At 75.1% G+C, this 15,727-nt stretch carries 11 protein-coding genes; 4 read left to right on the plus strand and 7 right to left on the minus strand.

Annotated elements, in window-relative coordinates; translation table 11 throughout:
* Nucleotides 1-172 precede the first annotated feature (172 nt).
* From ACFYX3_RS37225 to ACFYX3_RS37235, 3 genes are all read left to right on the plus strand, one after another.
* Nucleotides 173-1,381: a serine hydrolase domain-containing protein gene (locus ACFYX3_RS37225; RefSeq protein ID WP_389023596.1), complete on the plus strand. Its 1,209-nt coding sequence runs from the start codon at nucleotides 173-175 to the stop codon at nucleotides 1,379-1,381.
* Between the two features lie 66 nt (nucleotides 1,382-1,447).
* Nucleotides 1,448-1,903: an ATP-binding protein gene (locus ACFYX3_RS37230; protein WP_389023598.1), complete on the plus strand. Its 456-nt coding sequence runs from the start codon at nucleotides 1,448-1,450 to the stop codon at nucleotides 1,901-1,903.
* Between the two features lie 63 nt (nucleotides 1,904-1,966).
* Nucleotides 1,967-2,293: a plasmid stabilization protein gene (locus ACFYX3_RS37235; protein ID WP_389023601.1), complete on the plus strand. Its 327-nt coding sequence runs from the start codon at nucleotides 1,967-1,969 to the stop codon at nucleotides 2,291-2,293.
* 9 nt (nucleotides 2,294-2,302) lie between these two features.
* On the opposite strand, the gene ACFYX3_RS37240 is transcribed toward ACFYX3_RS37235, so the two are convergent.
* The 6 genes from ACFYX3_RS37240 to ACFYX3_RS37265 form a co-directional block, all read right to left on the minus strand.
* Nucleotides 2,303-3,652 (minus strand): carboxyl transferase domain-containing protein, encoded by a 1,350-nt coding sequence (locus ACFYX3_RS37240; protein ID WP_376589936.1) that lies wholly within the window; start codon nucleotides 3,650-3,652, stop codon nucleotides 2,303-2,305.
* 97 nt (nucleotides 3,653-3,749) lie between these two features.
* On the minus strand, nucleotides 3,750-4,763 hold the full coding sequence (locus ACFYX3_RS37245; RefSeq protein ID WP_389023604.1) for a radical SAM protein: 1,014 nt from the start codon (nucleotides 4,761-4,763) through the stop codon (nucleotides 3,750-3,752).
* A 9-nt stretch (nucleotides 4,764-4,772) separates the two neighbouring features.
* Nucleotides 4,773-5,984 (minus strand): cytochrome P450, encoded by a 1,212-nt coding sequence (locus ACFYX3_RS37250; RefSeq protein ID WP_389023607.1) that lies wholly within the window; start codon nucleotides 5,982-5,984, stop codon nucleotides 4,773-4,775.
* A gap of 22 nt (nucleotides 5,985-6,006) precedes the next feature.
* Nucleotides 6,007-7,782 (minus strand): ABC transporter ATP-binding protein, encoded by a 1,776-nt coding sequence (locus ACFYX3_RS37255; protein WP_389023610.1) that lies wholly within the window; start codon nucleotides 7,780-7,782, stop codon nucleotides 6,007-6,009.
* 176 nt (nucleotides 7,783-7,958) lie between these two features.
* Complete coding sequence (lanKC, locus tag ACFYX3_RS37260; protein ID WP_389023613.1) at nucleotides 7,959-10,565, minus strand: class III lanthionine synthetase LanKC; 2,607 nt, start codon at nucleotides 10,563-10,565, stop codon at nucleotides 7,959-7,961.
* 45 nt (nucleotides 10,566-10,610) lie between these two features.
* Entirely contained in the window at nucleotides 10,611-12,233 is a 1,623-nt protein-coding gene (locus tag ACFYX3_RS37265) for a cytochrome P450 (protein WP_389023616.1), read from the minus strand.
* Nucleotides 12,234-12,399: 166 nt separating this feature from the next.
* Here ACFYX3_RS37265 and ACFYX3_RS37270 point away from each other — a divergent pair, with 166 nt between their 5' ends.
* Nucleotides 12,400-15,201, plus strand: coding sequence for a LuxR C-terminal-related transcriptional regulator (locus ACFYX3_RS37270; RefSeq protein WP_389023619.1), 2,802 nt, complete (start codon nucleotides 12,400-12,402; stop codon nucleotides 15,199-15,201).
* 36 nt (nucleotides 15,202-15,237) lie between these two features.
* Here the strand turns inward: ACFYX3_RS37270 and ACFYX3_RS37275 are convergent, their stop codons facing one another.
* Nucleotides 15,238-15,696: a cyclic nucleotide-binding domain-containing protein gene (locus tag ACFYX3_RS37275; RefSeq protein ID WP_359519254.1), complete on the minus strand. Its 459-nt coding sequence runs from the start codon at nucleotides 15,694-15,696 to the stop codon at nucleotides 15,238-15,240.
* Nucleotides 15,697-15,727 lie beyond the last annotated feature (31 nt).

Genomic DNA, 15,727 nt, shown 5'->3' on the forward strand with positions numbered 1-15,727 from the left:
CCAGTTGGTCGGGGTTCCGATTATCCGGGCCCTGAGGCCGTCTCGGTTACCCGCGTGACCCCGTACGGGTGGACTCGTCGCGCGGGCGCCGAGAGGGAGGGCCGTCGCGTCGCCCCCCGGTGGTGATGTGGCCGTCCAGAAGCTCCCGTGACCCGGAAGAGGCACCCCCGACATGCGACGTACCCCCTCCCGCCGGCTGTTCGCCGCGACGCTGCTCGTGGCGTCCGTGCTGGCCCCCGTGACGGCCACGCCCGCCGCCGCCGTCCACGCCGTGAGCACCGTCGCCGTCGGCATGCACGGCGAGGAGGACTGCCCGCCGGGCGGATTCGGTCCCGAGCTCACCTCCCGGCTCGACAAGGCCGTCGAGGACGTCCGCAGGCAGGCCGGCATCCCCGGTGTCGCCGTCGGCCTGTGGATGCCGGGCAGGGGAAGCTACGTCCACGCGACCGGCGTCGCGAACAAGGCCACCGGCGAGCCGATGACCACCGACGGCTTCATCCGCATCGGCAGCGAGACCAAGACCTTCACCGTCACCGCCCTCCTGAAGCTCGTCGACGACCACCGGATCCGCCTCGACGACCCCATCGCCCGCTACGTCCACGGCGTGCCGAACGGCCACCGCATCACCCTGCGCCACCTCGCCGAGATGCGCAGCGGCCTCTTCCCGTACACCTCCGACCCGGGCTTCATCCACGACCTGCTCAGCGACCCGCAGCGCTACTTCACCCCGGAGGAGGCGCTCGCGTACGGCTTCAAGCACAAGAACACCTTCAAGCCGGGCGCGAAGTTCGAGTACTCGAACAGCAACCTGGTCCTGCTCGGCCTGGTCGTCGAGAAGGTCACCGGCCGGCCGCTCCAGGAGTTCCTCCGCAACCGTGTGCTCCGCCCGGCCCACCTGCGCCACACGCTCCTTCCGACCGGCCCCGAGTTCCCCGAGCCGCACCCCCGCGGCTACACGAACCAGACGCTCAGCGGCGCGGTCGTGGACTCCACCGACTGGAACCCCAGCTGGGCCTGGGCGGCCGGGGCGATGGTCTCCGACCAGCACGACCTGCGCCGCTGGGCGAAGATCCTCGCCACCGGAGAGCTGCTCAGCCCCGAGACGCAGGCGCAGCGGCTCAAGACGCTGCCGACGGGCTTCCCCGGCCTCGGCTACGGCCTCGGCATCTTCGACGCCAACGGATGGATCGGGCACAACGGCTCGATTCCCGGGTACGAGACGGTGACCGTCTACCTGCCCGAGCGGGACGCCACGCTGGTCATCATGCTCAACACGGACATCACCAGCGGGGGCCAGGAGCCGTCCACGCTCGTCGCCCGCGCGGTCACCGCGATCGTCACCCCGGACCACGTCTACGCCGGCGGGATCCAGCCTCGCTAGGGGATGTCCGGCCCAGCGGAGGTCGATCGGGGCCACCTGCCCGAGACTGGGGGGAAGGAGGAGCCCATGGGTGACGGCGACGGTGGCCCCCCGGACCAGGTCCGCCGGCTGGTGCTGCACGGCACGCGCGGGGTCGTCTCGCGCTGCCGCGACTTCACGGCGGAGGCGCTGGCCGACTGGGGCTGGATCCCGGCGGACAGCGAGGAGGCGGGAGAGCGGGTCGAGGACGTCCTGCTCCTCGTCTCCGAGGTCGTCACCAACGCCTGTCTGCACGCCGGCGGCCCCGAGGAGTTCGTCCTGCGGAACGGGCAGGGGCGGCTGCGCGTGGAGGTGTCCGACGCCAGCCCCGAGCACCCGCGCGTACGGGTGCCCAGATCCCCGGCCCTGCCCGGCGGACACGGCCTGATGGTCCTCGACCTGCTCGCCGCCGAGTGGGGCAGCCGCGACAAGGAGCCGGGAGCCGTGGGCAAGGTGGTCTGGCTGGAGGTCGCCCGCCTGCCCCGAAGGAGCACCGGCGATTAGACCCGGCGGGGGCGGGCAGCCGCCGGACACGGGGCCGTCGCATCGGTGCGAGAGGAGCGGATCATGCCGCGCGGATCGAACGCCAAGCGGGAGCGGCAGTACGAGCACATCAAGGAGAGCGCTCTGGAGCGGGGCGAGGGCAGGAAGCGCGCCGAGGAGATCGCCGCGCGCACGGTGAACAAGGAGAGGGCGCGGTCCGGCGAGTCGAAGACCGCGAGCAGGAGCTCGACCGAGGACATGTCCTCCGGGCGCCGTGGCGGCCTGCGCTCGCACAGCGGCGCGCAGGGCCCGACCTACGACCAGCTCTACGCGGAGGCCCGGCGCCGCAACATCCACGGCCGCTCCTCGATGGACAGGGCCGAACTGAAGCGGGCCCTGGGCGGCGGCTGAGAGCTCGCGTCAACGAGCGTCCGGCCGGTGCTCCACCACACCCCTGACGACACCGAGGTCCACCAGGTCCTGCGGGCGCAGACGGAGCTGGTCGGCCGTGGCCGCGGCCTCCTCGGGGGCCCGCTTGAGGATGGCGGCGGCGGACTCGGGTGCGATGACGGAGAAGTAACCGTCCGGCGTGGCCCAGGTGTTGCCCGGGGAGGCGAGGGCGAGCGCACCGCCCGAACCTCCCTCGCCGATGAGCAGGGCGGTCACAGGGGTACGGGCGGAGGCGACGGCGGCGAAGAGGTCGGCGATCGCCGGTCCCGCGCCCGCGTGCTCCGCCTCGGCGTCGTTCGCGGCGCCCGGGGTGTCGATGAGCGTGAGCACCGGGATCCCGAGGCGGTCGGCCAGGCGCACCAGACGGGCCGCCGTGCGGAAGCCGGCCGGGCGGGTCGCGGTGCCGCACTGGGCCGCGTACGCGACCGTACGGCCGTCGGGGAGGCGGCCGAAGCCGCACCGCATGCCCGGGTCGACGCCCCCGCAGCGGTCGCCCGAGATCTCCTCGCGCAGCGTGAAATGGGCGTCGAGGTACGCGGCGGCCCGGGGCCGCTCCGGGTGCCGGGCACGCGCCACCGCCTCCCGGCCGCTCGCGGCGGGCGCCGCCGGGTCGCCGAGCGCGTACGGCGGCGGGACCGGGCCCTCGGAGGGCCGGACGAGCAGCGAGAGCCAACGTCCGAGCGTCTCGCGCAGCGCGTCCGGCGGCACGATCGCGTCGAGGTGGCCGTGGGCGAGCTGCGCCTCGGCGGTGTACGCGGCCGGGTCCGCGTCCGGCGGCCGCACCCGGGAGCCGGCGAAGCCGACCTGGGCGCCCGGCAGGGCGAGGACGACATCGGCGCCCGCGCCGAGCGTCGCCCAGCCGCCGCCCGTCGTCGGATCCCGCAGGACCGCGATCTGCGGCAGCCCCTCGGCCCGAGTGATCTCCGACTCGCGCGCCAGGAGCTGGAGTTGGAGGAGGGCGCGCATGCCCTCGTGCATCCGGCTGCCGCCCGTGGCCGGCAGCACGACCACCGGCAGCCGTCGCTCCCGCGCCACGGCGTGCGCGGCGGCGGCCCGCGCGCCCGTCCGCTCCCCGAGGGAGCCGCCGAGGAAACGGAACTCGAAGGAGATCAGCACCGCCGTCACCCCGCCCACCACGCCCGTCCCGCAGACCACCGACTCGGTCTCGCCGGTGCGGTCGGCGGCGCGGGCGTGCGCGGCGGAGTAGCCGGGCCAGCCGATCGGTCCGTCACCGGTCAGAGGGCCTTCCGCGAAAGGGAGTTCGTGGAAGTCGTCGGTGACGAGGGCGATCGCCTCGCGTGCCGTCGTCGGATCGCTCATGCGGGCCTCGCCGCTCGTCGCCGGAGTATGGATGCGGGATGGTGCGGTGCCGCACCTCCACCGTACCGCCCGGTAGCCGTCGGCTGCCCGGCAGCCGTCAGCCGCCCGGGACGAACGCCGCCCGGCGGGCGATCCGCCGCCGGTCGGCCTCCGTCCCGAAGCGGAGGTCGATCGCCCGCGTGGCCTCCGCCCACTCCCGCATGGTCCGCACCCGGCCCAGGGTCTCCCGGACGAACGGGTCGTGCCAGCGGGCGACGGCCCGCCGCCACAGCTCCGCCGGGGGATCGGTCAGGACGTTTCCGACGGTCCCCTCGTACGCCGCCATCGCCCGCACCGCGCCGTCCGGTTCGATCTGCAGCACGGGCAGGCAGACGCCCTCGGCGATCAGGTCGGGGCTCATCCGCAGGGCCAGGTTGTCCGTGCTCGTCACCCGGACGCCCGGCGGCGCGAGCTCCTGGAGCCGCCGCCCGTACTCCGCGCTGCCCAGGAGCCGTACCCGCTCGTCGTCGAGCAGCTCGTGCTCCGCGAAACCCGGCCGGCTGGCGAGCCCCTCGGGGACGACCGCCCCGAACGACACCTGCCCGAGGCCCGGGAACCGGGGCGCGACGGCGGTCAGGAACTCCTCGACCTGATGGGCGTTGCTCCGCATCACCACGTAGTCGACACCGATGCTCGCCCGGGCCCCGACGGTCAGCAGCTCCAGGGCGGCCACCGCCCGGTCGAAGGAGCCGCGCCGGCCGCGGATCCGGTCGTGGACGTCCGGGGTGGCCCCGTCGAGGCTCACGCTCACGGCCGAGAAGGCGTCGACGGCGGCCTCGGCGGAAGCCCGGTCGAGCGTCCAGCCGCTGGTGAACAGCGACACCGGCACCCCGGCGGCCGTGAACCGCTCCGCGACCGCGAACAGTTCCGGCACGAGCAGCGGCTCGCCCCCGGCCAGGCACACCCCCTGCGTCCCCAGGGCCAGGATCGCGTCGGCGGCGCGCAGCATGTCGTCACCGGAGAGGCGACGCGCCGGGCGCCGCCCGGACTCGGAGTAGCAGTGCGTGCACCGCAGGGGACAGGCGTACGTGATGTCCCACAGGACTTCCAGCGGGTGGTCGGGGATCTCCACGGCGGCTCCTCAGCGCTGTACGGGGTCGTGGTCGCCGTCCGGGGCCAGGACCACCCGGAGGCGTCGCCGCTCGGGCTCCTCCTCGATGCCCGGGGCCGGCTCGGCGAGGGCGAGGCGGGGGAAGCGGGCGAGCAGGGTGCCGAAGGCGATCCGGAGCTCGGCGCGGGCGAGAGCCGAGCCCAGGCAGTGCTTGTGCCCGAGCCCGAAGGCGAGGTGGGCGTTCGGCGCCCGGTCGGGGGCGAAGCGGTCCGGGTCCTCGAAGCGGTCCGGGTCACGGTTGACGGCGGCGAGCGCGCAGTGCACCCCGCCGCCTGCGGCCAGCGGGGCGCCGTCCACCTCGGTCGCGGCCCCGGCGTAGCGGGACGCGAGCGTCGTCGGCGTGACGTGCCGCAGCAGCTCCTCGACGGTGGCGTCGAGCCGCCCGGGGTCGGCCCCGAGCCGCTCCCAGTGCTCCCGCTGCCGAAGCAGCAGCTCCAGACCGTCGGTGATCAGCCGGGTCACCGGACGGTGGCCCGCCACGAGGACGAACCGGACGGCGGCGAGGGCGTCCTCCCGAAGCAGCTCGGCGTCCTCGCCGCCCTGCCGGAGCATCGCGCTGACCAGGTCGTCCCCGGGCTTCTCGGCCCGCTCCCCGATCAGGTCCTTCAGGTACCGGGACAGCGCGTGCCCCGCGCTCTCCGTGACGGTGCTCGCCCCGCCGTACTCCGCGATCCAGCCGTACAGGTAGTCGCGGACGTACCCCCGGTCCTCCCGGGGGATCCCCAGGAGCTCGCAGAGCACCGCCACCGGGAACGGGCGCGAGAACACCCGCACCAGATCGACGGGCTCGCCCGGCGGCACGGCCGCGAGCAGCAGATCGGCCTCCCGCTGGACGCGCGGGACGAGCGCCGCGACCCGGCGGTGGGTCAGATGACGGGAGACGGTACGGCGCAGCCGGAGGTGCTCCTCGGTCGGGAGGAAGAACAACTGCTCCTCGTCGCAGGCCTCTTCGTCCGCGCCGGTGCGCATGGACGCGGCCAGCGGATGCTCGCCGCGCAGGGCCGGTTCGACCAGGACGGCGGCGGCCACCTCGTACCGGGTGACCATCAGACCGTCCTCGCGGCCGCCGAGGCTGACCTCCACCGTGCCGCTCTCGCGCAACCGCGTCAGGGCCGCGTGGTCCCTGAGCATCTCCGCGCCGATCACGGGCGGCCGGCCGGAACCGGCGTACGGGCATTCCATCGGGCGGTCCTCCTTCCGGACTTCAGGGGGTGGGTTCGAGGAACTGGGTCGCCGCAAGCTCGGCGTAGAGCGGATCGCCGGCGAGGAGTTCGGCGTGGGTGCCGACGGCCCGCACGACACCGCCGTCGAGCACGACGATCCGGTCCGCCATGGCGACCGTGGACAGCCGGTGCGCCACGATCAGGACGGTCGTCGTCCGTGACACGTCGGCGACGGTGTCCCGCAGCGCGGCCTCGTTCACCGCGTCCAGCTGCGAGGTCGCCTCGTCCAGGAGCAGCAGCCGGGGGCGGCGGAGCAGCGCGCGGGCGATCGCCACGCGCTGCCGCTGACCGCCGGAGAGCCGGGTGCCGCGGTGCCCCACGAGCGTGTCGAGGCCCTCCGGCAGGCGCTCCACCAGCTCGTCGAGGCGGGCCGTGCGCAGGACCCGGTCGAGCTCGGGGCCGCTCGCGCCGGGCCGGCCGAGCAGCAGGTTGTCCCGCAGGGAACCGGACACGACGGGCGCGTCCTGCTCCACGTAGCCGATGAGGGAGCGCAGTTCCCGCAGGTCCCAGCTGTCCAGACGGCGCCCGTCGAGGAGGATGCTGCCGGCCGAGGCCTCGTAGAAGCGCTCCAGGAGCGAGAAGAGGGTGGTCTTGCCCGCCCCGGACGGGCCGACGAACGCGGTCGTGCCCCGGGACGGCACGGAGAAGCTCACCCCCCGGTGCACGGGCGGCAGTTCGGGACCGTACCGGAAGTGCACGTCCCGGAACTCCAGGGAGGCCGGTACGGGGGGGACGGCGGGTTCCGGACGCGGCGCCCGGCCCTTCGGTTCGGCGCGCAGTGCCTCCGTCTCGCGGATGCGGTTCACGGCGGCCGCACCCAGGTGGTACTGGCTGACGCCGCCGACGAGTTGCTGCACGGCGGGCACCAGGTAGAACACGTACATCAGGAAGGCGATGAGCCGGCCGACGTCCAGGGCACCGGAGGCGACCCGGCTGCCGCCGATCGCGAGCACGGTGAAGAACGCGGTCTGTACGGCGAGTTCGGCGGTGTTGCCGGCGAGCGCGAGCCACTTCGCCGCCCGCACCCCGGCCCGCCAGGAGCTCTCGGCCGCCTCGTGGACGGCGGCCTCGGCCCGGTCCTCCGCCCCGGAGGCCTTCACCGTGCGCAGCGCGCCGAGCGCCCGCTCCAGGGCCGCACCGACCAGACCCACCGACTCCTGGGCCGCCGTCCCGGCCTCGTTCACCCGGACCATGACCGTGCGGACCACCCAGCCCGCGAGGAGCAGGACGCCGAGCGTCACGCCGGTGAGCACCGGGTCGAGCAGGCCCATCAGCGTCGTGGTCACGACCAGGGTGAGCGCGCCCATGGCGGTGCCGACGAGCGCGTCGGTGGTGACCTGCCGGAGGAGCGCCGTGTCGGAGGTGACCCGGGCGATCAGGTCGCCGGGCTCGGTCCGGTCGAACTCGCCGATCCGCAGCCGCAGAAGGTGCGAGGAGAGGCGCCGCCGCGCGGTGAGGACGACCGTCTCGGCGGCCCTGCGCAGCACGTACTGCGCGACCGGACCGGCGAGCGCCGTGACGGCGACGAGGGCCGCCATCGCCCACAGCACGCCGTCCAGGGACCGGTGGTGGGTGAGTCCGTCGATGAGCCGCTCGGCCACGAGCGGGATCGTCAGTCCGGCCGCGGTGGTCAGCAGGCTGAGGAGCCCGCCGAGGGCGAGCGCCGGCCAGGAGGGGCGGACGTGGTCGAGCAGGACGCGCCGGACGGAGGCCGCGGGTTCCTCGTGAGGAAGGTCGGGACGGGACGGTGTGTTCACGGGATTCCTCGAAGCGGGTCGGGAGGGTGTGTCGGGGCCGGGGTCCGCCGTGGGGGACGGACCCCGGCCCCGGACCCGTCAGCAGGTGCTCTTGTAGGAGGTCACGATGCTGTTGCACGGGTGCGCGGACTCGGCCTCGCCGAGCGACTGCAGCTGGAGAACGCAGGCCATCTCAATCACCTCCCTCCGTGTTCCGGAAGCGGTTCCCCGGTCGCGGGCGCCCGCAGATCGAGGAAGGGGACGATCGACGCGTTCCGTTCGAACGCGACGCCGAGGGCAACGAGCACTCCCGCCGAACCGCTGTCCAGGTCCATGGACAGGCGCAGGAGCTGGTTGCCGGGGAAGGCCGGGTGGCCTTCGTGGGAGACGGCGTGCCAGGAAAGCCGTCGGACGTGCTCGCGCACGTGCGGCCGGTCCTCGGGCACGTCGAGAAGACCGAGGGTGGTGATGACGCCGGCCCGCCCCATGAACAGCGCGGGATGGCGCACGAACGGCGCCCGGCAGGCGTGCCGCACCCCGGCGACGACCCGCGCGAACTCGGCGGCGTCGGGGTCGGCCGCGGCATCGGGATGCGCGAGGTAGCGGGCGAGGACCAGCGCGAGACCGCCGCTGCCGGGCCCCAGGTAGACCAGGTGCCGGTTGCCGTACAGGAGCCGGAAGCCGCCGTCCGGGAGGAACTGGCCCCGGTCCGTCTCGCGGCGCAGTGCCGTCCGCGCCAGCGCGAGATGGCGGGGGTCGCCGGTGACCTCGTGGAGCCGCAGGAAGAAGTACGCGACTCCCGTGAGGCCGTGTTCGAGCCCCATGCGCCCCGTCGGCGGGAACATCGGCGAGCTCTCGCGCCCCAGCTCCGCGGCGAGCGTCTCGCCGATGCCGAGGGCCTCCGCGCGCAGCTCCCCGTCGCCGGTGAGCGCGGCGAATCCGAGCAGTCCCAGCCCCGCACCCGCGAGACCCGAATGCAGTCCTGGCGCCCGCAGGCCGGTGTGGAGCGCGCGGGCCCGGCCGAGCACGTCCAGGGCCTCGTCGCGGCGCCCGAGCGCGTCGAGCGTCGCCGCCACGCCGTGCAGACCGTCCATCAGGCCCGGACGCGGCTCCCTCGCCCGCCGTACGGCCGCGGTCAGCCACTCCACGTACTCCTCCGGCACCTCGGCGCCCGCCCGGCGCAGCGCCCAGAGCACCCCGGCGGCCCCGGACGCGACCGTGAGGCCGCCGGTGCCGAACTGCTGGGGGTCACCGGGGAAGAGCCGGTCCGTACGTCCCGGGGTCGCGCTCGCGCGGATCCCGGCGACGAGCGCCTCCCGGACGGCGGGCCAGTCCTCCGGCGCCCCCGCGAGAAGCCGGGCCGCGGTGTCCTCGCCGAAGGGCTCGCGGCCCTCGCCGAGTCTGCGGACGAGTCGCGCGCCGAAGCCCTCGGGCACCGGGAAGTGCGCGGTGATGACGTCGGTGAGGGTGGCGTACTTGACGGGGTCGCGCTCCTGGAGCGGGTTGATCGGCAGGAACATCCACTGCCGCAGGCAGTCCAGGGCGTACTCGTCGGCCTCCCTCCCCGGCATCCCCTCGGGCGCGGTGAAACCGGGTGCGCCGAGCGCAGGCGGCTTCGGGTCGTCGAGGTCGCCGGCGATCTCGAAGTCGATCAGGGTCACGCGCCCGTCGGGGCGCAGGATGACATTCGCCGGATGCAGGTCGGTGAAGCGCACCCCGCGCGCGTGGACGGCCATGAGCGCCCGGTCCACCTTCGCCAGGACGTCGGTCGCCCACCCGGTGTACTCGGCGAGCCACTCCGGCGAGGGCTCGGGGCTGCCGAGCGGATACCGGGCGAACACCTCCTCCAGGAGCGTCTCGCCCTCGACGTACTCCTCGACGAGGAAGTGGTGCTCCCAGACGACCAGACGGCCGAGGACCCGGGGCACGCAGTCGAGGCCGTCGAGACGCTCCAGGACCTCCCGCTGCCGGGTCAGCCGGGCGACGGCGTCGGCACCGTCCCGGTCGAGCCCCGCGTGCGGCCGGGCCTCCACGAGGACGACGTAGCCGCCGCCGTCCCGCGGCCGGGCCAGATAGACACCGCCGCCGTTGGAGAAGTGCAGCGACTTCTCGATCAGGTACGGGAACTCCTCCCCGCCCGCCGTGCGCCGCTCCACCGAGTCGCGCAGCACCTCCGGGACCGTCACCCACCCCGGCACCGTGAAGACCGGATCGCGCCGGTCCGGCACCAGCGAACCGTCCGGCGCCCGCACGGCGTACACGAGCTCGCCGGCGGGCCCCGTGTACGTCAGCGGTACGAACGCGCCGTACCGCACGTACACGGGGGAGTCCTCGTACCGGACGTCGCTCAGGACGTACGGGCCGGTGAAGCCCTTCAGGAGGGCCGCGAGCTCCGGCAGCACCTCGGCGAGGACGGTGTCGTCCGCCGGGTACAGGGTGAGGAGCTTGCCGCTGCCGCCCCGGTCGGCGTACTTGCTGTTCAGGAGCCGCAGCGCGGCCCCGCTGCGGAGGAACTTGAAGGTCACGCCACGGGCGAGACAGAACGCGGAGACGAGGTCGCACACGGTCTCCGCCTCCGCGGCCGCGGCGGACACGTGGATCTTCCAGCCCTGCTCGGGCAGCTTCCCGCCCTCGGGCTCGACGACCGTCCACAGGCCGTTGGCGCGACGGCGCCAGCCGGGCGGACAGGGCCGTCGGCCGGCCTCGAACAGACTGTCCTCGTCCCGCATGTGCCACGGCGGTTCGAAGAAGGCCGGATCGGCCTGACAGTAGGCCATCAGCTCCGGAATCGTGGTGGCTTCCATGCGGACGTCTCCCGTGCGAGAAGGAAGGAAAAGGGAAGAAGGGGGCTACGCGCGGTGCTCGGGGCCCAGGACGACCGGCAGCGCGAGCAGGTACCGCACCCGGCTCCTGCGGTAGTGCAGCTCCCGGACACCGGGCGCCAGGTCCAGGCCGGGGAACCGGCGGGCCAAGGTCCCGAGCGCCGTGCGGACCACCGCCCGGGCGAAGCCGGCACCGAGACACGCGTGCGGCCCGTGGCCGAAGGAGGCGTGGGGGTGGGGGGCGCGCCCCAGGTCCGGGCCGCCCGGTCCTTCCGGGACGGTGGTCGGGTCGTGGTTCGCGGCCGTCAGGGAGGCCAGGACCCGGTGCCCCGCCGGGATCCGGACACCGGCCGTGTCGACCGGTGCGACGGCCCGGCGCGCGAACCCCACCGGGTACGGGGTGACATGGCGCAGCAGCTCCTCGGTGGCAGGGCCGGCGACGGCGTCAGGGTCCCCGGTGAGCAGCCGCCACCGGTCGCGGTCGGCGAGGAGCACGGCGACACCGTTCCCGAGGAGCGTCGTCGTCGGACGGGCCCCCGAGACGAGCAGCAGTCGCGCCGCCGCGATCACGTCCTCGTCGCGGAGGGAGTCGCACATCCTGCTGAGAAGGTCGTCGGCGGGCTGCTTCCGCCGCTCCGTGACGAGACCGCCCAGATACGCGTCGACGTCCTCGTGTGCGGCGGGCGGCGGTGTCGGGACCCGCCGGACGAGCCAGTCGGCGAGGTACGGCCGGTCCGGCTCCGGCACGCCCAGGAGCTCACAGAGCGCGGCCACGGGCAGCGGGACCGCGAACGCGGCCACCAGGTCGACCTCCCGGTCCCGGGGCAGCGTGTCCAGGAGCCCGTCGGTGACCCGCCGCAGCCGGGGCACGAGCGAGTCGACCCAGCGCGGGGTGAGGTGCCGCTCGACGAGGCCGCGCAGCCGGCCGTGCTCGTCCGCGCCGACCGTGATCGTGTCGGCGTCCCCCGGATGGAGGGCGGCCGACTCTTGTGGCTGTGGCCGGTATCCGGCCGTCGTCGCGGTGTCTCCCCGGAGCCCCGGATCGTCGAGGACCGCCCGTGCGGCCTCGTACCCCGTGACCACCCAGGTCGGTACGGATCCGGGAGAGGCGAGCCGGTGGACCGGCCCCGCACCGGCGAACCGGCGCATGACCGAGGGGTCGTGGAGGTCCGTGGGGGAGAGCCCCCGGTTGCCCACGGGACGCCCCTCCTCGGCCGGCCCCCGGCGCAGCTCCCCGAGGAACCGCTCCACGGCCCGCCCGGACTCGTCGTCCCGGCCCGGCAGCACCAGCACCGGACAGGCGAGACCGGGAGGCGGGGCGTCCGCCGCCGGAGGCTCCGGGGCCAGCGCCACCACGGCGGCCGCCCGCTCCGGATGCCGGTCCGCGAGCGCGAACACCGCGCCGCAGGCCCGGCCCTCCGCCACGAGGACCATCCGGTCCGGGCTGTCCGGCGCCGCCAGGAAGTCCGCGAGCCGCGCGGTCCATCCGCTGTCCCCGCCCCCCGTGGGCGGGGTGAGCGTCCGGACCCGCCAGCCGGCCCGCACCGCGAGCGATGCCAGGCCTTCCCGGCCGGTCGCCCCCGTACCCGTACGGCCTCCGCCGAGGAGCACGAGCTCCCCGGATCCCCCCGACGCCGGCACGGCGCTCATGTCGTACTCCCCCCGAAGCACTTCCGACGACCGGCGGGCTTTCGGTCGTGGTGCCCGCCTGTCGCATAGCCTCCGCCGACGGGGGGAACGGCGACAGAGTGGACACCTACTCAAACCCCGGCGGACACCTACTCAACGGACAAGCGACACAAGAAAGGAGAAGGGGGTGGGGACGCCGGTGACGGGCGACGGAAGACCCCCGTCCTTCTCCGGTCCGCTCCCCTTCACCGGGCGTGACGCCGAACTGGAGCGCCTGCGCGGCGGGTTGCGCAGGTCCGGCTGCAGGGGCGTCGTCATCACGGGGGAGGGCGGGGTCGGGAAGAGCAGGCTCGCCGTCGAGTTCGCCGACGAGGCCGCCGCGCACCACCGGACCGTGCGGCTCCCGGTGAGCGAGGCCGCCTCGCACGTCCCCCTCGCGGCCTTCGCCCCCCACCTCACGGGTCCCGCCGACCCCGACGAACTCGGCCCCCACTTCCAGGAGTTACGGCGCCTGCTCGCCGCCCCGGCCGGCCGGCCCCGCACGCTGCTCCTGGTGGACGACGTCCACCACCTGGACGGTTCCTCGCTGACCCTGCTCTCCGCGCTCGCCACCGACGCGTCCACCGCCCCGGCACCCGGTTTCTTCCTGGTCGCCACCCTGCCCCAGGACGCCGACTGGCCCGAGGCGCTGCGCTCGCTCTGGCACCAGGACGCCGTGGAGCACCTCCGCGTCGGCCCCTTCGACCGGGCGACGACCGCACGCCTCCTCGCCGGCACGCTCGGCGCGCCCGTCGCCGCCCCCGTCGTACGGGCCCTGTGGGAGGCGGGCCGGGGCAACGCGCTCTGGACCCGGGAGATCCTGCGCGCCGCCGTACGGGAGGGCACCCTGCGGACCGTGGACGACGTGTGGTGCCTCACCGGGCCGCTGGACGACACCCTCCTCGACGCGCCCGCCGAAGGGCGCTTCCGCGGGCTGCCCGAGGACCGGCGGACCCTGCTGCGGCTGCTCGCCCTGTGCGGCCCGCTCGGGCTCGACGACGCCCTGGCGCGGGTCACGCCCGCGGCCCTCGCCGCGCTGGAGGAGGAGCAGTTCGTCACGGTCACCGAGGACGGCCGGCGCAGCCGTGTCCAGCTGGCCCACCCCTGGCACGCCCTGCTCCTCCGCCGGGGCACCCCCCGTCTCCTCGCCCGCGCCCTCCTGCTCGAACAGGCCGGGCGCCTACGGGAGTACGGGGCGCGGCGGCGCGGGGACGCGCTCTCCCTCGCCCGGTGGGAACTCGACGCCACCGGCACGGCCGACCCCGACCTCCTCGTCCGCGCGGCCGGGCACGCCCTCGACGACGGCGACGTCGACACCATGTGCCGACTGGCCCGCGCCGCCCTGGTGCAGGGCCCGCACGTCGTGGCCGGTCTGCTGCTCGGCGAAGGGCTCGGCCAGCGCGGCGAGTTCACCGAGAGCATCCCGGTCCTCGAACGGGCCTTAGCCGAGGCCCGTACCCCCGGCGAGGTCGAGTCCGCGGCCGCGGCGCTCTCCCAGCACCACCTCTACGGCCTCGGCGACGCGGACGCCGCGTTCGGGGTGCTGGGCCGGGCCGCCGACCGCATCGGGACCCGGCCCGCGCTCACGGCCTGCCGGGCCACGCTCCTGAGCGCCGTCGGCCGCAACGACGAGGCCGCCGCGGTCCTGGCCCTGGGGGAGGGCGCCGACCCGAAGCCCGACGGTGACGACGGCGGGTGGACGCAGGCGGACGTGCTGCTGTTGCAGGCGCACCTGCGGGTGCGGCTCGCCGGAGGGCGAGTCGAGGAGGCGGCACGGACCGGCCGCCACGCCTACGCCGTGCAGTGCGGGCTCGCCGACCGGTGGACCGCCTACTACCCGGCCCGCAGTCTGTACCTCGTGGCGGCCGCCCTCCTGGAGTCGGGCCGCCTCGACGAGGCGGAACGCACCGCCCTCGAAGGCCAGGAGGCCATGCGGGACGCGGTCCCCGCGCTCACCGTCTGGTTCGCCTGGGTCAGGGGCCGCATCGCCCTCGAACGCGGCCTCGTCACCGACGCCCTGTCCCACTTCCGCGAGGCCCGGGCCCTGGCCCGCCTCTGCGGCCAGCCCTTCGCGGAACAACGGGCCGTGGCGGGCCTGGTCCTCGCCGCGGCCCAGAGGGGCTGCATCGCTCCGGAGGCGGAGGCGCTGGCACCGGCCCGCGTGCCGGAGGGCCTGACGGCCGCCCGGGGGCCTCAGCCCGAGCCGCTGACGACGGCCGCTCCGGCAGCGCCCACCCGGACCCCCGGCACGCAGCCGAGCCCGCCCGCCCCCTCCCCGCACACCCCCCTCCGCCAGACCGACACCCTCCGTGCCCACGGCTGGGTCCTCCTGCTGCGCGGCGCCGACGGGCCGGCGCGGGAGCTGATGCTCGGGGCCGCGCGGGCGGCGCTCGGCCGGGGTGAGGCCACCGTCGCGACGGCGTTGCTGCACGACGTCCTGCGCTGGGGACCGCCGGGTGGCGCTGTCGCCGACGAACTGGTCTCGGCGGCCGCGCTCGTCCAGGGGGCGCTGGCGGAGGTGCGCGCCGCCCACGCGGCGGCCGCGAGCTCCGTGGACGGGCCCGATCCGGCCGCCCTGGAGGCCGTCGCCGAGCGGATGGGCGCGCTCGGCCTGCACCTGTACGCGGCCGAGGCGTTCGCGGAGGCCGCCGGGGCGTGGCGGCGCCAGGGCCGCGCGGCGAGCGCCGCCCGGGCAGCCGCCCGGGCCCTCGCGCTGCGCGGCCGGTGCCAGGAGGCGGCCACCCCGGCGCTCGCCGGAGCCGCCGCGGCGGTCCCGCTGAGCGCCCGGGAGCGGGACATCGCGCTGATGGCCGCGCGCGGCCGTACGAGCAGGGAGATCGCCGAGACGTACGTCCTGTCCGTACGGACCGTGGAGAACCACCTCGGCAGGATCTACCGCAAGCTCGGCATCACCGGACGCGCGGACCTGGCGGCCGTCCTGCTCGCCTGACCGCCCCGAGGCCCGCGACCTGCTCCGGGTCGCGGGTCAGGCCAGCACACCGCTCCCGTGCGGGGCGTACAGGTCGAGCAGACGCACCCGGGTCACATGCAGGCGGTGGGCGAGGATCGAACCCACCCAGAAGATCACCGAGGCGCCGAACTCCGTGTCCGAGTGGCACATCGACCGCACGGCCGGCGCGTCGAACTCGTACGCCCGGACCGGCGTCATCGCCTCCGCCCCCGACTGGCACAGGTACGGCGGGAACAGCCACGACAGACCGACCAGCTCGCCGTGGTGCAGGGTCTCGATCACGGGCTGTCCCCGGCCCGGGACCTTCGCGTCGAGGGTCACCGCGCCGGTCTTCACGATCCAGAACCGGTCGGCGTGCTGCTGCTCCTCGAAGAGACGGTGGCCGGAATCGAAGTACACGTCCTCGGCGAAGGCCATCAGCCGCTCCCGGTGCTCCGGCGGCAACGTGCTGACCTTGGGTGCGGCGATGCTCATGGCGGACCCTCCTCGCGCACTCGGCTCCCAC

Source organism: Streptomyces sp. NPDC002463, assembly GCF_042889835.1.
GTDB lineage: Bacteria > Actinomycetota > Actinomycetes > Streptomycetales > Streptomycetaceae > Streptomyces > Streptomyces nymphaeiformis.